The sequence below is a fragment of the Natrinema ejinorense genome (assembly GCF_002494345.1).
Classification (GTDB): domain Archaea; phylum Halobacteriota; class Halobacteria; order Halobacteriales; family Natrialbaceae; genus Natrinema; species Natrinema longum.
The window spans coordinates 54,763-73,122 of sequence record NZ_NXNI01000002.1; the positions used below are offsets into that span (position 1 = coordinate 54,763).

General features: G+C 60.0%; 15 protein-coding genes and 2 pseudogenes. 12 read left to right on the forward strand and 5 right to left on the reverse strand.

Annotation, left to right across the window (positions count from 1 at the left end; translation table 11 throughout):
- The first annotated feature begins 4 nt into the window (after positions 1-4).
- Both CP557_RS19790 and CP557_RS19795 read left to right on the forward strand, forming a co-directional pair.
- Positions 5-1,759, forward strand: a complete 1,755-nt coding sequence (locus tag CP557_RS19790) for an acyl-CoA carboxylase subunit beta (protein ID WP_097381761.1) — start codon at positions 5-7, stop codon at positions 1,757-1,759.
- 30 nt (positions 1,760-1,789) lie between these two features.
- The gene (locus CP557_RS19795) at positions 1,790-2,254 is read left to right on the forward strand and encodes a MaoC family dehydratase (protein ID WP_097381762.1); all 465 of its coding nucleotides are present in this window, start codon (positions 1,790-1,792) and stop codon (positions 2,252-2,254) included.
- 30 nt (positions 2,255-2,284) lie between these two features.
- Here the strand turns inward: CP557_RS19795 and CP557_RS19800 are convergent, their stop codons facing one another.
- The gene (locus CP557_RS19800) at positions 2,285-3,007 is read right to left on the reverse strand and encodes a class I SAM-dependent DNA methyltransferase (RefSeq protein WP_097381763.1); all 723 of its coding nucleotides are present in this window, start codon (positions 3,005-3,007) and stop codon (positions 2,285-2,287) included.
- Positions 3,008-3,358: 351 nt separating this feature from the next.
- On the opposite strand from CP557_RS19800, the pseudogene CP557_RS23420 reads away from it, so the two are divergent.
- Both CP557_RS23420 and CP557_RS23335 read left to right on the forward strand, forming a co-directional pair.
- Positions 3,359-3,852 (forward strand): annotated as a pseudogene (locus tag CP557_RS23420) (RNA-guided endonuclease TnpB family protein); the annotation flags it as partial.
- 93 nt (positions 3,853-3,945) lie between these two features.
- Positions 3,946-4,068, forward strand: a complete 123-nt coding sequence (locus CP557_RS23335; protein ID WP_281255582.1) for a hypothetical protein — start codon at positions 3,946-3,948, stop codon at positions 4,066-4,068.
- A gap of 87 nt (positions 4,069-4,155) precedes the next feature.
- Here the strand turns inward: CP557_RS23335 and CP557_RS19810 are convergent, their stop codons facing one another.
- On the reverse strand, positions 4,156-4,983 hold the full coding sequence (locus CP557_RS19810) for an HpcH/HpaI aldolase/citrate lyase family protein (RefSeq protein WP_097381764.1): 828 nt from the start codon (positions 4,981-4,983) through the stop codon (positions 4,156-4,158).
- 859 nt (positions 4,984-5,842) lie between these two features.
- Positions 5,843-6,850: a DMT family transporter gene (locus tag CP557_RS19820; protein ID WP_097381766.1), complete on the reverse strand. Its 1,008-nt coding sequence runs from the start codon at positions 6,848-6,850 to the stop codon at positions 5,843-5,845.
- A gap of 499 nt (positions 6,851-7,349) precedes the next feature.
- Here CP557_RS19820 and CP557_RS19825 point away from each other — a divergent pair, with 499 nt between their 5' ends.
- From CP557_RS19825 to CP557_RS19845, 5 genes are all read left to right on the forward strand, one after another.
- Positions 7,350-7,649 carry a hypothetical protein gene (locus CP557_RS19825; RefSeq protein WP_097381767.1) on the forward strand — a complete coding sequence of 100 codons (300 nt, stop codon included), beginning with the start codon at positions 7,350-7,352 and terminating at the stop codon, positions 7,647-7,649.
- 1,379 nt (positions 7,650-9,028) lie between these two features.
- Entirely contained in the window at positions 9,029-9,715 is a 687-nt protein-coding gene (locus CP557_RS19830) for a helix-turn-helix domain-containing protein (protein WP_097381768.1), read from the forward strand.
- Positions 9,716-9,813: 98 nt separating this feature from the next.
- Positions 9,814-10,872 carry an ATP-binding cassette domain-containing protein gene (locus CP557_RS19835; RefSeq protein ID WP_097381769.1) on the forward strand — a complete coding sequence of 353 codons (1,059 nt, stop codon included), beginning with the start codon at positions 9,814-9,816 and terminating at the stop codon, positions 10,870-10,872.
- Positions 10,869-11,786 carry an ABC transporter permease gene (locus CP557_RS19840; RefSeq protein WP_097381770.1) on the forward strand — a complete coding sequence of 306 codons (918 nt, stop codon included), beginning with the start codon at positions 10,869-10,871 and terminating at the stop codon, positions 11,784-11,786. Before CP557_RS19835 ends, CP557_RS19840 begins: the two co-directional genes overlap by 4 nt.
- A 204-nt stretch (positions 11,787-11,990) precedes the next feature.
- Entirely contained in the window at positions 11,991-12,797 is an 807-nt protein-coding gene (locus tag CP557_RS19845) for an alpha/beta fold hydrolase (RefSeq protein ID WP_097381771.1), read from the forward strand.
- Positions 12,798-13,486: 689 nt separating this feature from the next.
- On the opposite strand, the gene CP557_RS19850 is transcribed toward CP557_RS19845, so the two are convergent.
- Positions 13,487-14,464 (reverse strand): M48 family metalloprotease, encoded by a 978-nt coding sequence (locus tag CP557_RS19850; RefSeq protein ID WP_097381772.1) that lies wholly within the window; start codon positions 14,462-14,464, stop codon positions 13,487-13,489.
- 399 nt (positions 14,465-14,863) lie between these two features.
- On the opposite strand from CP557_RS19850, the pseudogene CP557_RS23160 reads away from it, so the two are divergent.
- Positions 14,864-15,162, forward strand: a pseudogene (locus CP557_RS23160) (AI-2E family transporter); the annotation flags it as partial.
- A 184-nt stretch (positions 15,163-15,346) separates the two neighbouring features.
- Positions 15,347-16,087: a DUF2270 domain-containing protein gene (locus tag CP557_RS19860; RefSeq protein WP_097381773.1), complete on the forward strand. Its 741-nt coding sequence runs from the start codon at positions 15,347-15,349 to the stop codon at positions 16,085-16,087.
- A gap of 425 nt (positions 16,088-16,512) precedes the next feature.
- Here CP557_RS19860 and CP557_RS19865 read toward each other — a convergent pair whose 3' ends face one another.
- Positions 16,513-17,004 (reverse strand): MOSC domain-containing protein, encoded by a 492-nt coding sequence (locus tag CP557_RS19865; RefSeq protein ID WP_097381774.1) that lies wholly within the window; start codon positions 17,002-17,004, stop codon positions 16,513-16,515.
- 155 nt (positions 17,005-17,159) lie between these two features.
- On the opposite strand from CP557_RS19865, the gene CP557_RS19870 reads away from it, so the two are divergent.
- Complete coding sequence (locus CP557_RS19870; protein WP_097381775.1) at positions 17,160-17,924, forward strand: pirin family protein; 765 nt, start codon at positions 17,160-17,162, stop codon at positions 17,922-17,924.
- Positions 17,925-18,360 lie beyond the last annotated feature (436 nt).

The window sequence follows — 18,360 nt, forward strand, 5'->3', positions numbered from 1 at the left end:
TACGATGCGAGTCAGAATTTCCGACGACGCGACCGACGCACAGGCACGGGCGATCGCCGAGGCGATGGCGTCGCAGTACCGGGACGACGTGACCGTCGTCACCGACGGCGGCGACGAACTCGGGAGCGCGTCCTACGACGGTGGGTCCGACGCGGCGACAGGGACCGAACCGGACGCGGACCTCGGACCGACGGCCCGCGAGGAGGCGCTCCTCGAGGAGATCGACGAGATCCTCGAGGGCGGCCCGGAGAAGTACCGCGACCAGCTCCCCGAGCAGGGGAAGCTGTTCGTCCGCGATCGGCTCGACCTCTGGTTCGGCGACGACTTCCTCTTCGAGGACGGGAAGTTCGCGGCGTTCGACGACTGGCATCCGAACGGCGCGAACGCCGACGGAGACACTGACGACCGGCTCCCGGCCGACGGCCTGCTTACGGGCGCCGCCGAGTTCGAGGGCCGAGACGTCCACTTCATGGCCAACGATTACACGGTCAAGCGCGGCAGCATGGCTGCGAAGGGCGTCGAGAAGTTCCTCCGGATGCAGCAACGCGCCCTGAAGACGGGGAAACCGGTGCTGTACCTGATGGACTCCTCGGGCGGCCGGATCGACCAACAGACCGGCTTCTTCGCGAACCGCGAAGGCATCGGGAAGTACTACTACAACCACTCGATGCTCTCCGGACGGGTACCCCAGATCTGCGTCCTCTATGGGCCCTGTATCGCCGGGGCGGCCTACACACCTGTCTTCGCGGACTTCACGGTCATGGTCCGGGACGTGAGCGCGATGGCCATCGCCAGTCCGCGCATGGTCGAGATGGTCACCGGCGAGCAGATCGACCTGCAGGAACTCGGCGGTCCGGACGTGCACGCCAAGTACTCCGGCAGCGCGGACCTCATCGCCGAGGACGAGGAGCACGCCCGAGAACTGGTCGCGCAACTCATCGGCTACCTGCCCAACAACAGCGACGAGACGCCGCCGCGGACGGACGGTCAGGAGCCCGCGGGTTCCCCGTCGGAGATAGACGCGATCGTCCCGCAAGCGCCCAACAAGGGGTACGACATGTTTGACGTCATCGACCGGGTCGTCGACGCGGGGTCGACGCTCGAGTTGCGGCCGCAGTTCGGGAAGGAGATCATCACCGCCTTCGCCCGGATCGACGGCCGCCCGGTCGGGATCGTCGCCAACCAGCCCGCTCACCGCGCGGGGGCGATCTTCCCCGACGCCGCCGAGAAGGCGGCCCAGTTCGTCTGGACCTGTGACGCTTACGACGTCCCCTTGCTCTACCTCTGTGATACGCCCGGCTTCATGGCCGGCTCGCAGGTCGAGCAAGAGGGTATTCTCGAGCAGGGCAAGAAGCTGATCTACGCCACCTCCTCGGCGACGGTCCCCAAACAGTCGGTCGTCGTTCGGAAGGCCTACGGCGCGGGCATCTACGCGATGTCCGGCCCGGCCTACGATCCGGAGAGCGTCATCGGCCTCCCCTCCGGCGAGATCGCCATCATGGGGCCCGAAGCGGCGATCAACGCCGTCTACGCGCGCAAGCTCTCCGAGATCAACGATCCAGACGAACGCGAACGGATGGAACAGGAACTCCGCGAGGAGTACCGCGAGGACATCGACGTTCATCGAATGGCCAGCGAGGTCGTCATCGACGAGATCGTCCCGCCGAGCAGTCTGCGGGCGGAGCTCACCAACCGTTTCGCGTTCTACGAGAGCGTCGAGAAGGACCTGCCCGACAAGAAACACGGGACGATCCTCTGATCGCCCGCGACAATTACCTACATTCCACAGATGACCGGCCGCTACTACGAGGAGTTCGAGGTCGGCGAGACCATCGAACACGAGAAGCGACGGACGATCAGCGAGCGCGACAACCAACAGTTCTGTGATATGACGATGAACCAGCAGCCGTTGCACCTCGACGCCGCGTTCGCCGGCGACACGGAGTTCGGCGAGCGACTCGTCAATGGCCTCTATACGATGAGCCTGGCCGTCGGGATCGCGATCCCCGACACCACCGACGGAACCATCGTCGCGAACCTCTCCTACGACAACGTCGAGCATCCGAATCCCGTCTATCACGGGGACACGATCCGGGTCCAGTCGACGGTCACCGACAAGCGCGAGACCAGCGACGGCGAGCGCGGGGTCGTCACCATGCACGTCGAAGTGTTCAAAGTGAACCATCCCGAGGAACCGCTGGTCTGTGAGTTCGACCGGACGGCGCTCTCGCTGAAACGCGAGCACGACGACTGACATCCCCACGGCGTGAACGCCGGGGCGACATCATTCGGCGACGCCGACGATCCATCGCCACCGCTGTTCGACGGTCCCCTCGAGATCCGCAAGCAACTCCTCCGCCTTCGCGACGCGCTCCTCGGCGGCGAGGTTCGGGTAGAGGCGCGCCGCCATCGCCGGGATGGCGTGGAAGCGCCGGACGTCCGCAGCCGTCGTCGCGAAGCGCCAGGTGCCCGCGGTGACGGTGAACGCGTCGTCGAGCGCCGCCTCGACCTCGTCGGCCCCCACCGGCGACCGCGACTCCCGCTCGAGGGTGGCGAAGACGTCCTCCCCGTCGGCATCGACCCAGCCGAGCGGCGCGACGGCACCGACGACCCCCTCTGGCCGAAGGACGCGGGCGGCCTCCCGCGCCGCGACCGCTGGATCGGGAACGAGAAAGAGCGACGCGGTAAACGCGACCCCGTCGAACGTGTCGTCGACGAACGGCAAGTGGTCGAAATCCGCCGCCACGCGCGGCGCGGACTCGAGTTCGCGCAACATCTCGCGACTGATGTCCAGCGCGACCGTCCGCTGGGTCCGGTCGGCGAAGACGCGCGTGCTCACGCCCGTGCCGGCCCCGGCGTCGAGGACGGCCGCGAAGGGGCCGTCCGCTCGAGCCGCCATCTCGGCGGCCAGCAGCCGCGCGAGCGCCGTGAATCGGCCGGTTTGGCGCTCGTAGGCGTCGTAGGCGGAGACGCTGTCGTCGAAGTTGGTCCGGACGACGGCCTTCATACGCCCCGAAACGACCGGTGGCGAAATAGGCGTTCCCATCGAACAGTCGGGCACGTTCGTCCGTCTCGCACTCGAGCCGACGGACGATCATGGCGCAGCCGACGAGCGCACACATCGGGCACGAGGCTTCGCTTCCGCTCGAGCCCGGCCCTGCAGTGCCGGCCGTTACAGCGGTAACGAGGCGAAAGCCCACCCCTTCAGGGGGGATGAAGCCGACAACTGGGAACCAAACCACGGGCGACGACCGGCCAGATATTCCCACGTTTTAAGACGTTCCAGAGACATATTTTACACTTGTAATCGTGGTCACGACGACCGTCACCACGACGTTCCACAACCCATCCCGAGAACGGCGAGTCGATGCTGGTGGCCGGTCGTGAGGCGAAATACGTCCGGCGCAAATATCGTTCCCTGCGCGATTCGCTCCAAGAAGCGGGTTGCGCTTCGCGCACGCAACCGCGTGGGTAACAAAGAAAAGCGCCGGATTCGGGACCTCAACCACAAGGCCTCCCGTCGCCTCATCGACTGGGCACAACAGTTCGAGAATCCCGTGCTGAAAATCGAAGACTTGGAAGGTATCAGAGAGGGGGAGTGACTGGCGTGGCGTCCACTCGTGGCACTTCCACCAGTTGCAGGAGTTCATCGTCTACAAAGCCGAGCAATCCGGGATTCGCGTCGAAGAAGTTGACCCGTTCGAGACGAGCCAACGCTGTTCGGCCTGTGGTGCGAAGGGCACACGAGACGGCGACCACTTTTCGTGTCCCGAGTGCGACCGTGGCCGTCACGCCGACCTGAACGCCGCCGAGAACATTCGTCAACGGGAGGGTGAACCATGCACGGCCTAACAGTTCGGCTGAGGCGAACCGTGCAGCCTCGTGGACTGAACACTCCACCGGCTGCTTCGCAGACGCCCGGCGTGACCGGGGAGGAAGGCCGCTTTGACCCGGCTGTACGTGCTGGAAAGCACGCTCGGGGTCGTAACCGAGCGGCGACCGCTGACGCGGGACGCGAAAGCGTACCTCACCGTCATCAGAACGCGCAGCGTTCTGATCGACACGTAAGACGCGGAGCGTCTTGCGAATGCCGAGGAAACGCGCAACCTGAATATCCCCTTCGGGGAATCCCACGCCTTTAGGGGTGGGAGGAGGTCAATCCGCCTGTCGGGCGCGTTCTACGATGCGTTCGGCCTGTGCGATGAGCGGAGCGTCGATCATCTCGCCGTCGACCTCGAACACGCCCGCGTCCGTCCGATCGCGGGCGTCCAGCACGCGTTCGGCCCACTCGATGTCCTCGACGTCGGGCGTGAACGCGTCGTTGATGACCGGGACCTGATCGGGATGGATCGCCATCTTCCCGTCGTAGCCGAGCCCTGCGGCGACCGTCGTTTCCTCGCGGAGGCCGTCCATGTCCGTGTAGTCGGTGTAGACGATGTCGATCGCGTCGACGCCGGCGGCGCTTGCCGCGATCACGGTCCGCTCGCGGGCGTACAACACCTCCGTCCCCTCGCTCGTGCGGGTCGCGCCGATGTCTGCCGCGAGGTCCTCGGCCCCGAACAGGAGCGCGTCGGTCGCGTCCGTCGCCGCGATTTCGTCGGCCCGGAGGACGCCCGCCGCGGACTCGATGAGGGACAGCACGGGGAGTTCGGCGTTCCGTTCCGCGAGCAGTCGGTCAACCGTTCGGACGTCCTCGGCCGCCTCCGTCTTCGGGAGCATCACGCTGTCCGGGCGAGGCCCCCCAAGGACCGTCTCGATGTCGGTCGCGGCCGAGATACCGATCGGGTTCACGCGAACGCAGACTTCGCACTCGGACTCAAGGTCGTCGAGCACCTCGCGGACGGCCTCGCGTGCGTCTTGCTTGTCGGCCGGGGCGACCGCGTCCTCGAGGTCGAAGACGACGACATCGGCGTCGCTCTCTGCCGCTTTCCGCATCAGTTCGGGTTTGTCGCCAGGGGCGAACAGAACGCTTCGACGAACCATATCAGTAGCTAGTACGCATTTCGATTAAGTCGTACTGGTCTCCATGATACGTCCGCTTCAACGGAGCAGCCAGTACGGACAACTACGCCTGATCTAGTTCGGTCGCATCGCTCGAAACGTCACGTTCGGGCGCGGTCGTTTCGCGGGCGGCAAGTTCACTGGTGGCTGGTCGGACAATCTCGACGGTCGGCGGTTTTTGCCCGTCATCCGTCACCGTCGCCTCCCAGCGTGAAGCAGTGTTCCCGTCGTCGCTGGTAACGGCCGCGTCCACGAGAGACGTGCCTGCAGTCGTCGAACGTGTGCGCGAAGAACTCGCTACAGACGGAGGTCACGGCCGACAGCGGCGAAATACGTTGCAGACCGCGGCCCGACTGGTGTCGTGACGTACTCGCCGTCACCATCCCAGTGCGTGGAGCCCTGTTGATCCAACATCTCGGCATCAATCTCGAAGAGAACCGTCTCCCTGGTTGAACCGTTCGCTCTTGATTCCGGTCAGGATAAACGCACTGGGGGTCACACGGGTCCACACCGGCGATGTCAACCATCGTCTCGACTCCACCGCTCTCGGTTTCGAGCCGGACCGGGAACGTCTCATCGACGCGTACCGGATACGTCCGAAATTGCAGAAACTCAACGGTCCGCGTCTCGCCGACCCCGACTGGAACCGTTCGCCCACCAAGTACGTACATCCGTCCGATTTCACAACAGGGCAGGGTTCACGTCAACGAAGTGCCGGCTGAGGGACGCTCATGCCCCTTTTCCAGTTTCCGTTATGTGTCAAGTATTATAGTGTCACCGGCCGAACCCTTGCAAACCGTTCTGAAAAGCAGCGGTGCTGCCAATGGTTACGTAGAGGCAGTTAATCACCTGGCTGTAAAGAGTGCTGTGAGTCGGTTTCTGTCTTGTACACGTTCCCTCGGATGCGGACTTCATCGCGTTCAAGCAACCGCTCACGTTCGGCTTCGTTCCAAGTAGACTGGGTCAGCTGCCAGAGCGGTCGGATATTGCAAAGCACGAATCCGACGACGATGAGCGCGAACCCAGCGACGGTCGCCGTAGTGATTTGCTCCCCGAGCAGGACTGCACCGAAGATCGTCGCGACGACGGGTGTTGCGTAGTTGATGAGGCTAATATTCGTTGCACCCGTTCTGTTCAACAACCTGAAATAAAGGAGGAAACCGCCTGCTGTCGCGAAAATCCCGAGGTATGTGAGCGCGGCGACCGCGGACGGAGTCCACGTCACGTCTCGGAGCGTCGCTCCCGAATAGGCGTACGCTGTCGCGTGTAGGAACACCGCACCGGTAACCATCGACCACGCGTGGAGTGCCATCGTTGGGAGACCCGCTTCCCAGCGTTCTGTCAGAACGGACCCGAGCGCAAAGACGACTGCGGACGCCAAGAGAAGCCCAATTCCGAGGAGTTGTCCATCGAAGGACCCACCGGCAACTGCGATAGCGATGACGCCAGCGAGTCCAGCACAGAGCCCAATGACATCCGTACTGTAGATTCGTTCCGTTGAGAGGACACGGATGGCGATGACCGGTGTGATAATCGGTGTGAAACTGAGGACGATCGCAGCGACACCACTTGTGACATAGCTCTGGCCGATGAAAGAGAACGCAAAGTGCGCTCCAATGACGAGAATGCCGTTCGAGAGGATGAGAGCGAGGTCTGCCTTCGTCCGGGGACGCCACCGGAGCCGGCTGAGCAGCACCGCTCCGATAAAAATGACCGCGGCAATATCTAGCCGGGCCGCTGCGAAGAGGAGCGGTGGCAGAGTTTCTAGCCCGATCTCGATCGCTGTGAAGGCTGTTCCCCAGACGAGCGCAAGCGCGCCAAACAACAGCACGTCTTCTACCTTTGTCATGTTATCATTGCATACTATGTGACTGCTTCATAGTCGATGTAGCGTCTATGAGTGGCTGAACTAAACGATTTGCGGGGACTATGATAACACAGTTCAACGGCAACGTAGCAATGTTAATAATTCACAAGACATGTCTCTCTGGCACGAACGAGTGGGGGATGGTTTCTCCCAACAGACGGCTCGATCTAGTGGGCAAAAGTACGTGAAGAACACCAGAATTGTTTTCGTCTCCGGGGGAATACGCTGGCCGACTCTGTGCGGACAGTTGTGAGGTCCAGACCACCTGCAGGCGGACGCTCGAGACGCTGCCGCCGCGAACCTTTTCGTCTCTAACGAGGCGGAACCGGCCGGCGATGACTCCACACTGCTCTACGATCTCGACGAGACGCCGTCGCCCCATCCGGCCGACCACTGGCCCCTCGCTCCCCGCCGCGGTACAAGTTGCCGCAGTAACGGGAAAACAACTTCTCGCAGCAGCTTGCAACCGAACGAGGCGGAGGTGACGAGCGACGTCGAACACCACCAGCCGGCCCCAACGAGCCTCTATGACCAGCGTGGGAACGGCATCGGCGACGAGGTGTGGTCAGTCTCACCGATGGGCCTCGCCGAAACGACTGGCGAGAGGGATTCGGATAGCCAGCGTCCAGTGGTCCCGACGACGAAGCATCTCGACCGTCAGAACTGCGGGAAAGTAACCGACCATCAGTTCAAGACCTGCGAATCGATGACAAAAATGCCCGGCATAGTCGGAGCGACGACATCTGCCGGACACCACGGTAGGTATGCCAACAGGCGCTGATTGGATCGATCGGGGTGTCACGCACGGCGGGGGTGCGCGACAACAAAGATGTCCGGTCCGACTAGTATCAATTCCTGCCCGATTCCCAGTCGCTCGAAATCGTCCAGTCCGTTCAACCAAGGGACCTCACATGCCACTGCCAATACGAAGGACACTGTTCCAATCCCCGACCGACGAACCGGGATGAAAGAAGGAAGGCTGGTGAATGACTGAGCCGCCACGACGGACGAGACGTGGAGGCGTTCCGCTGCATTCTGTGGCATTGTTCGTTGGGTTCGTTCTCAGATGGCCACTACATTCATGCGATACGGTACCTCTTACTCAGACGGCGGGGAAAGGTTCAGTCGTTCCACTAACCCGACCTGTCCACCACGACAGGCCAATCCTGCCTTCGAGATCGTCCCAACAGGGGGTCAATAGCCCTATTGTCACACGATCTCGGGACCACCCAGATCGGATTCCCACTATCAGGTTGGGAAGCTTCAACGCTGGCCTTTGGCTGGCGTTTTCTCTCGAGGATGCTTCACTGCGAGAAGCCTGACGATCTCGGGAACCTTGTTGATTGCAACAGCGGCCTCGCGAGACCGCCGACGGACCTTTTGATGCCCTCAAAACGGTAAGTGGGGTGGAATAGTCTCCGGATAGGGGGGGGAAGGGAGCCGGAGACATGCTATTGTTTTTGGACATCACCATTAATACTTTCGTATAGTTTCAGACGGCCAACAAATTGATGGTGTATCAATCCCAAGCCGGAGATGGCGAGGAAACTGACTCAGTCGTTGCCTCTGATCGAACCTGTCCGTCCGAGACAGACGGTCCTCGCCATCCCGAGATCGCTACGGCACCGCCTGATCCAAACGGTGTCTTTGATCTCGGCCCTCCCTACGATTGACACATTGTGGGAAGGGGGCTCCAACGCTGGCCTCTGGCCGGCGCTTTTCGTTGCGCCTAATCGTATAGGGTACAATTGTCGGAGTACAGTGACTGACGGTCTCCTACTACCGGTCCCGTTCCGTGTTCTCCATGATCTACAGCCCTTCGACCTCGGTAAGGCTGCTCTCACTGACCTCCTCAATGCACAGATCTTCGACGTATTCCATCAGCCGATCGAGGCCGCCCTATCGAGATTTTCGCGAACGGCAGTTGAAGCGAGTGTATCCACGGTGTTTCACGCAGTGGCCGCGTCTCGCTCCGAAATTCATCGATACGTAGCCTCACTGTGCTGAGCGAGTGACGGTCAGAACCTGTGAGCGGCGAAGGATTTTCAGCAGGGCAGCCCGACAGAATAGACCCAAGCTTCGGTAGGGCCAATTGGGCAGCTGTCCTGGGTTGCTCGACTGTTTCGACACCCCCAATACAACCGGTAAAAACAACGACATATGGGTCTCATCGCTGAGTTCGATATCGACTGTAAGGCGTTACCGCTCGCCGGAATGGCAGCAAGCGTCCCCGAAGCGACACTGACGCTCGATCTGCAGTTCAATCACGGGGACGGACCATTGTTCATCGTTACCGTACAGAATGGCTCTCGGTTGGACATTGAAAGCGCTTTCACGGAGGCATACGACGTCGAGGAGTGGGCGCTCATTGGGCAGGCTGGCGACACACGTCGATACCAAGCGCTCCCAGCGCTCAGTCTTGAGGGCCAACTCGGTGAACATCTCGACGATCTCGAGGGCCTTGAAGCCCTCGCGACGGCCGACGCGATTATCGAGCGGATAGATGTGGTACCGGACGGGTGGCGACAGACCGGCTGGTTCGCTGACCGGGAGGCATTCAGTACGTTCTCTTCGTTCTGGCAGCGGAACGCTGACTTTCGGTTACACCGCCTCACTCAGGACAGGGAGTCTGAACCGGCGGGTGACGGATTGACCGACCGCCAACACGAGGCGCTCCGAATCGCTTACGAACGAGGCTATTTCGACATTCCTCGGCAGGCAACCCTGAAAGACATCGCGGCGGAACTAGATATTTCTCCGTCGTCAGTCTCTGAACGACTGCGCCGGGCACAAACGCAACTCATCGAGGAAACCGTAGCCACGACCTGGCCGCCACTCCCCAATTGAAGGGGGAACCACTTGCTCTTTGACGAAATGGGGAATTTAAAGGCCCCCATGAATTCGAGAATCTCCTACCTGACTTCGTCTTGATGTCTTAATCGTTTATGCCATTGGAACAAGCACGACAACGATCCGAGAACGAGACGCACACCTCGCAGCGTCAAACTGCTATCGACGCAGAGGACGTCCACGTAACGTATGACGATGGAACCGAGGCCGTCCAAGGCGTCTCTCTGAACGTCAAAGAAGGCGAGTTCTTCGGCTTTCTCGGTCCCAACGGGGCCGGGAAGACGACCACTATCAGGACTCTCGTCACGCTGTTGTACCCGACACAGGGGTCAGTACGAATCAACGGCTACGATACGAAGAACAACCCGCAGGCTGTGCGCGAATCCATCGGCTACATGGCCCAAGAAACGAGCATCGACTTCGAGCTCACACCCCGTGAAAACCTACGTATCGCCTGTCGGATGTACGGCGTTCCGAGCGAAGAACGGGAGGAACGTATCGAGGAATTGCTCGACCTCGTTGACTTGCGAGGCGTTGCGGACAAGCGAGCAGAGACGTTTTCGGGCGGCATGCAAAAGCGTCTCGATACCGCGACCGTCCTCGTCCATCGTCCCCCAGTGGTCTTTCTTGACGAACCAACGACAGGTTTCGATCCCGAGGCACGGCTCCGGGTCTGGAATTACTTCGAGGAGATCAACGACCGAGGAACGACGGTATTCCTCACGACGCAGTACCTCGAGGAAGCGAACGAACTGTGTGATCGCCTCGCCATCCTTCAAGAGGGGGAAATCAGCCACACTGGGACACCTGCTGCACTCAAGTCAGCCGTTGGGACGAAGACCATCACGCTAGCACTGAAAGACCCGTCGGACCAGAACCGCCGCCGTGCGATGAACACCGTCCGGCAACTCACCGCACTCGACGCGGCGACTATCGAAAGAACCGCCGACGGGTTGGCCATCGAAGCCGACAACGCTCGCTCGGCCACGAGCGAACTCTTCACCGAGCTGTCCGCGGCAGACATCACAATCACTGGTTTCGACATTCGATCACCGACGCTCGATGACGTCTTCCTTACGCTGGCTGGAGAGGAGGATGTCGGAGGGAACGGGATAGCTACTGAAACGACGAGGGTACAGGAGGTGAGTCGATGAGCGGCGTTACCGACGGAGCGGGCCCCATCGATAGTGACTCGGCAAAGAGAGCGTCGGGGAACAGTTCCACAACAGACGCGCGGATCAGCTTCAAGCGGTGGCTCGTCAAGACCTCCCGCAATCCCTACGTGACGTTCACGTCACTGGTTCAGCCGATCATTTTCTTCGTCCTCATGGCCGAAGTCCTCGGCGCGATCGCGGGAGGTGCCGTTTCTCAGTCGGTAACAGGTGACGTTACGTACGTGACCTATCTCACACCCGCAATCATTATTCAGTCAACGCTGGCCGCTGCTGCTGTTTCCGGCATCGGACTGGTCGACGATATGGAGACCGGGATGTTCGACAAGACCCTCATCTCCCCGATGAATCGAGGCGCACTGTTCGTCGGGAAAGTGTCGTCCGAGGTCGTCCGAATCACCGTCCAAACGGGGATCATACTCGGTCTCGGGTACCTCCTTTTGACTCTCGAGTCGGGGGCGTCTGTAACTCGATATCTCCAGACGGGACTGTTCGGTGTGCTCGGCGTATTCGTCGTGACCGTCATATTCGGTGGTGTCTTCATGGCGTACTCGAATATCGTTGCGCTCGTTACTCGCGACCGAGAAGCCACCGTGATGATTGCGAACCTCCTGACGTTCCCGTTACTATTCATCTCGAGCGCGTTCCTTCCACTCGACGTCCTCCCTGGCTGGATTCAAGCAGTCGCAGTCGCGAATCCCATCACTTACGGTGTCGACGGCATCCGAGCGCTCATGCTTGGACGGGACGTACTGTCGGTTTTCGAGGTAACGGCGTTCGCTGGATTCTGGAACACAGTCGTTCCTGCTATTGCTGTTCTCCTGGCGTTCAACGTCGTTCTGGGCGGCATTGCTATCGGCCTTCTAAAGCGGGCCTCCAGGGCTGACGTTCAGTAACGGCGTCTCTCTCGTTCTTTGCCACTACTGAATCGCCAGTGTCCCGTGGAGACTGCGGCGGGTGCAGACCCAACTGATCGAAGGGCTGTGCGACTACTCCTCCCCGAGTTGACCTCCGTTCCGAAATCCCCCTTCCACTTATAAAGCACCGAACGACTGAGAGACAGGCATTCTCCGTTTCCACAATAACGATAAGAAGCACTAATGCAGACAGTCACTTCGGCAGATGGAACCAGTATCGCATTCGAACAGCACGGAGAGGGGCCTCCGCTCGTCCTCCTTCATGGAGGGTCTTCGCCCCAGTACTGGCAGCCGATCGTTCCGCTCTTCGCCGAAGACTACACGGTCATTATTCCCCATCGACGTGGTGTTGGGGAAAGCGGCGACGCTGACGAGTATTCCCTCGATCGTGGAGTCGAGGACGTTCGTGCAGTCATCGATGCGGCGGATGGAACTCCGGTTCTGTTCGGGCATTCGTTCGGCGGTCTGTTGGCGATCGAGACCGCACGAACTACTTCAGTAAAGAAGGTCATCGCGTATGAACCGGCTGTTCTTGTTGGGGAATATCGAGAGCATGCCGATCTCGCGGCACAGATGCAGGAACGAATCAACGACGGAGAACGACGCGAGGCGATGAAGTTCTACATCAGTGAGGTCATGCACGGTGGCGAAATCGATGACCTCGATGGCTGGCTCGCCGAGTGGCCGCCATGGCCCGACATCGTCGATCTGACGGAGAATGTCGCTCGAATCAATCGTGCTATCGAGCAGTACCGTCTCCCGGACTCACTCGAGATCGACGCGCCAGTGCTTTTGCTGACCGGGACTGAGGGCCCGCCTCACCTCCGAGACGGTATCCGTGCAGTAGATGCGGCTCTTTCAGACAGCCGGTGCACCGAGTTCGAGGGCGTCGGTCACGGCGGTCCGACAGAAGCACCTGATCGGGTCATAGCTACGGTGGGCGCTTTCATCAACGAGAAGGAGACGCCAGTTCCGGAGGGCTGCAACTAAATCCGAATCGGTCCTGTACTATCTTGTCGCAGATAGGTCCTTGTAAACTCTCACAAGCTGTGCCGCTGCTTTCGCAGATGATCTGCAGCAGTACTTTTCGAACAGCCCGCTTCGTTGCCACTATCTCGAACGGTCGTTTCGCGAGGGATTTCGTCGGAGCCACGTTTCCAGGCAACGTCACACTATAAGTGGGTCAGTATAGTTCTCACTCAGAACAATCACCGACTCAGTATGGTCTCCGACCAGATTCCCTCCAGCGAAGCGTTGTCTTGCCGCACAGTCCTTGCGTCCAGTGCAGTCATCGGTGCAACCGGGCTTGCAGGGTGTTCAGCTGATGCCAGTTCTGAATCCGCTGACTGTACGACAACAGCTCTCGAACACAGTGACGGGGATGTCCTACAGCAAGCGCCGTGGTATCCGATGAGTCAGTTGTGCTACTGGTCTCATTGCAGGAATCAGGTGACGCCCTCCTATCGAGTCGATTCTTCTCAAGAACTTTGAAGGCGACCTCCTCAACGAAATCCCCACAACCGAGGCTCGTGAGTATCGTATCACTATCGGCTCACCACCACACAACGGGCATCTCAAATTGCTCGCTGAAAACCACCAGCGTGACGAAATCGACTCGCTTGCGATCGAATACCACTGCACCTAATACGTAACTGACTCAACTGCTCTCTGCACCCTCTCTATCGTTCGCGCTCGAGTTCTAAGAGCGTCTCGATCCGTTCGTCGGTTGGCGGGTGTGTTCCAAAGAGATAGCGTTTGATTCGGTGTGTCCACGTTACGAGCCACCAATACGACGGTTCAGTGTCTCCGTCAGGTCCGAGCATGACTTTTTCGGGTTCGTTCGATTCGAGTGGGAGAACGGATAACGAAGAGACACTCGACGCTTCACGCAAATCACGAGTCGGTGTGTCTGCGATTTCTTCATCGAGTCGCTGCAGTGCGAGAGCGAGGACAGCAGGTGATCCGGTAACCTCCGCCGCTGCCCGATCTGCCGCTCGTTCTCTGGCACGGGACAGACGAGCCGTGATCGACCTCCCGACAACCCAAATGCCGGCTGACAAGAACCCAAGCGGTACGGTCACGATACCGACTGCCCCGGGATTTTCTATCCGTGTGACTCGTGATCGCAGTCCATCGGCGAGAACAACAGGAAGTGAAACAACCGTCATGATCATCGCGTCTCGGTTTCTGACGTGAGCGAGTTCGTGTGCAATCACTGCCTCGAGTTCATCCTGTCCGTCGAGTGCCTCGATCGTCCCGAGAGAGAGCACGAGGTGGATATTTTCCGGTCGGAACCCAATAGCTAATGCTTCGGGTGCATCTCGTTCCGAGATCGCAATCGTTGGGACAGGGACATCGAGTTGGGCAGCAACTCGCGTCGCTGTTTGATGCAATTCCGGTGCTGTCTCCTGATTCACTGGATAGGCATCTGCAAGCCGTTCGATCGTTTCGAGTTGCCTGTACTCGAGATAGCCGATCGTCAAAAGCGTTGCAACAGTAATAATGAGCGCGATCTGAGTCGCACGCGCAATCTCAAAAAGTACGAGTACACCGTAGAAGACAACCCAAACTCCCACGAGAAAGCCAACTGAGACGAGGGCAAGTCCAAGAAGGGCAGCGATCATCCGTAATTGAAGAGTGGTTGGTCTGGAGGGCATGGTAGCAAAATTCGAGTGAGTGTTCAAAGCGTTTATTGTATCAGTAGCTGATAATGACGAGCGACGTTTTTCATTCAAAATTGGCGTCGAAGCTGAGGAGGTCGATTCGGCAACGACAGTTGCACACTGAACACAGTCATCCGCCGTCCGGTAACTACAAACCCGGACTGAACGCTGCAGCAACCCATACGTCGGCAAATAACAGGAGTACGGCAAACCCTCCATTGAACTCGTGTTCAGTCGTTTGAACCGATGCATAGACGTATGCAGCCAACGCGAGGACCATATCTGACTTTTTCAACAGTTGCTGAAATAGTTGTTGTATTGATATTCGAACGTCTGCTCAACGTTCGATCGAACAACACCGCGATCTGTGAGATACCGTCCAGAATTGCTCGAGTCGCCATCGTCCAGGGGGTCGTCGCTGGAGTCGCCCTCGTCGCCACTGGCGTTCCCACTGCGCTGTTGTGGACGGCCGTCATGATCGTTCTCGCGATGGTTCCGCTCGTCGGCGCGATTCCCGTCTGGGGTGGGCAGTGGCCTCCCTGTCTCTCACGGACGAACCGCTGCCCGCCGTCGGGTTATTCGTCTACAGCATCATCGTGGTCGGACTCATCGACGACTCTCTCCGTCCATTCGCCGTCGACAGGTACGCCACGCTCAACCCTGCCGTCATCCACCTCGGCATCCTCGGAGGATTCGCGGTCGCCGCCCGCGCCCTCGAGACATATCCCCGAATCGCGTTCCGACGCGTGCTTCGAATATGTTCTCGAGTCGCTGAAACACGGGTCCGGGAGCGGCTATCCGAGATTGTGCTCGTCCCGTGGTACGTTTCACGCTGGCGCGGCATTCGCTTATGAGATGGGGCGGTGTCCGTTGCACATGGCAGATTCGAACGACGATACGGCCGACCCGACGACGCCCGGACAACGGGAGATCGGCCGCGAAATGGTCGAAGAGAGCACAGGCCTCGGCTCGGTGATGGCCCACGCGTACCGGGGCGAACTTGGCCGGGTGGATACGTGGCGACAGCGACTCGATCAGACGACAACGTGGGCGGTGACTCTGATGGCGGCGATCCTGACGTGGGCGTTCTCAAGTCCCGACAACCCTCACTATATCCTGTTGATCGGAATCGTGGTCGTCACGGTCTTCCTCGGCATCGAGGCGCGGCGGTACCGGGATTACGATGTCTTTCGGGCGTGTGTTCGGATGCTTCAGGAGAATCTGCTCGCAACTGCCCTGGACCCGTCACGGGACGTCGAACACACCGACTGGCGAGTCAAATTGAGTCAGGACTACCGTGAGCCTACGGTGAAAGTATCGATGCAAGAGGCCCTCGCGAATCGCCTTCGGCGCGTGTATCTCGCGTTGCTTGGCGTCCTCCTCGTCGCATGGGTCTTCAGAGTGACCGCGTTCGCGGCGCGTGAAGACTGGATCGAAACCGCCGCGATCGCTCGAATCCAGGGACTGGTCGCGATCGTGGTCGTCGTCGTGTTCTACGTCGCGCTGCTCGCAATCTCGCTGTGGCCACGAGAACGCCAGGCGAAGGGCGAATTCCGCAAAGGAAAGGAGGGTGACTGGAAGGATCCGGACGCGAAGGACGAGTCGCGGAACGGATGACCGATCGACCACACAAAACCGATTCGAGTCCAACCGCCCGCAACTAGACTACGGGCACGTTTAGCTGACTGACGAACTCGTCCGTCATCGTCCTGAAGGGTTTCGATCGGAAACCCAGCCGCCGGCGTCTTCGTCGTAGAGTGAGGGACTCTATGCGGTCAAGGGATCGGATCTTGTCCGGTTCTCTTGACCGGTGTCGAACACGTCTTTCGGTTGTGTCAAAGGTGTTCTGCCAGTCGCCCTCCGCCACGATTTCTCCGACTTCTCGAGGTGGTTCTTGGCCTTCTTGGAGGCTTTAACGGTTTCGTCATTAAATCACGTGCCTATGGGTTCAGTTCTTCTAGCCCTACAGCCCCTGATGAGGGAGCCATATAGCGGTTCACATATCCCGTGTTCGAGGTCCCCGAATCGATCAGTACAGGTCGTTATTCGAGCGGTTCGATCGTGTCGCCCGGTCGAATAGTCCCGCTTTCCAGAACGTCTGCTCGAAGCCCGCCACGGTGGGCCAGCGCATCGAGGAGATCCTCACCGGTGAGGTCTTGCAGATAGCTGCAAGGTTCGCAGAGACGGTCACCCCTACAGATAGCGTCGCCGACGCGGAATCGCGTGCCGACGAGATGGTTGAGTGCAACGTCCCGAGTGACGACGTTCCGCCGGTGTTCGCCGGACCCGAGTTCGATATCGGCGTCGCGTTCGATCGCGTCGATGGCTTCCTCCTCGATGAGCGTCAGGTCGTAGCCGTCGTGGCGGTCTTCTTCCGACTCCCAAGTGACGAACGTCCCGGTTTCGATTTCGCGGAAATATCTGTCACCCCGAAGGCCACGGCCCGCGACGGCTTCGATTTTGCTGCGTTCGTCCATCTCGACGCCGGCGTCAGGCGCAGTGAAGATGCGTTCGGCAGTCCCCATACCCTTCATACTTATTGTGTCTAATTCCACCGAAAAATATCTTTGCTGTACTCGGTGTTCCGCCAGCGTGAGCGCTGCTGGACTGAACGACTGACTCACGGAGAGTGCCAATAGAGGGGCCTCGCGCAGAACCCATATAGCGGCTGAGAGACGATGACTTGGTAATGGACGATTCCCCCTCAGCACAGACGCAGCCTCGCATCCACACGGCGCCACGAACTGACGTCTCGCAGCATCAGGGCAAATTCCGGATCCATCTCAACTTCCCCGGTCGCGCTGTCCCGGACCACGACGACCACGGCTACGGCCCGCTCGCCACCGTCGTCGAGTCGTTCATGGACCCCGGAACGCTGATTCGGATGCACCAGCACCGCAACGAGGAGATCATCTCTTGGGTGCCCGACGGCGTGATGCGCCACGACGACCGGCAGGGAAACTCCCTCGTCACTGACCCCGAGCACCTGATGGTGATGAACGCCGGCAGCGGCTTCTGGCATTCCGAAGAGACGCTCGCGGACGACCCGCCGCTGCGGATGCTCCAGATTTTCGTCCGGCCGTACAGCCTCGATCTCGAGTCGGACATCCAACACGAGCCGATTCCAGACCCGGTCCCCAACGAGTGGCGGCACCTGTTCGGTCCCGAAGGGAGCGACGCCCCGCTAGACGTCCGCAACGATGTCCATTTCTACGACTGCCGACTCAACGCCGGTGCCACGACCACGCTCCCGTCCCGGGCGGGCTGGGATACCTACTGCTACGTGTTCGAGGGGGCGGTCGAAATCGGCGAGAAAGCGGTCGGGGACACCGAAAGTGCACTGGTGACCGACGATAGCGACGTATTCGTCACCGCAACCGAGGACTCGACCGTCGTTGGGTTTTCCATCAATCCCGACGCCCCGATCACTCGGCAGGGTACGATCGGCCGGTGACAGGAGTCGAGGACCGGACTGTGGGGAGCTACTTTTGACACCCGTTGAGTGGGCGGGGAGCTCGGTCAATCGATCGAGCTACGCTGGTCAGTTCTGTTCGGACAGCTGTGAGATCCGCTACGAGCACATGCGAGCGGACGCTCGAGAGGCTGCATGATAAGGCGACGGATCAGTACTGATCCTCGAGTCCCGCTTCTCGCACCGTCCCTCGAGTGTCTGCGGTCGTCGACCGTAACGGTCTTATCGCCAGCGGCGTTACTCGGGAGTGGTATCACTAGGATCGTGATACCTCGAAGGCGCTCATTCAGCGTCTTCGTGCGACATCACGACTCACCAGCCGTGGCTGTCCGCGACGACCGACGCCCTCGAGCGTTCTCCATCGTCCCCCTACGATCGACGGTATGATTCGTCTCCCCGAGTGGTGGATCCTCACGTA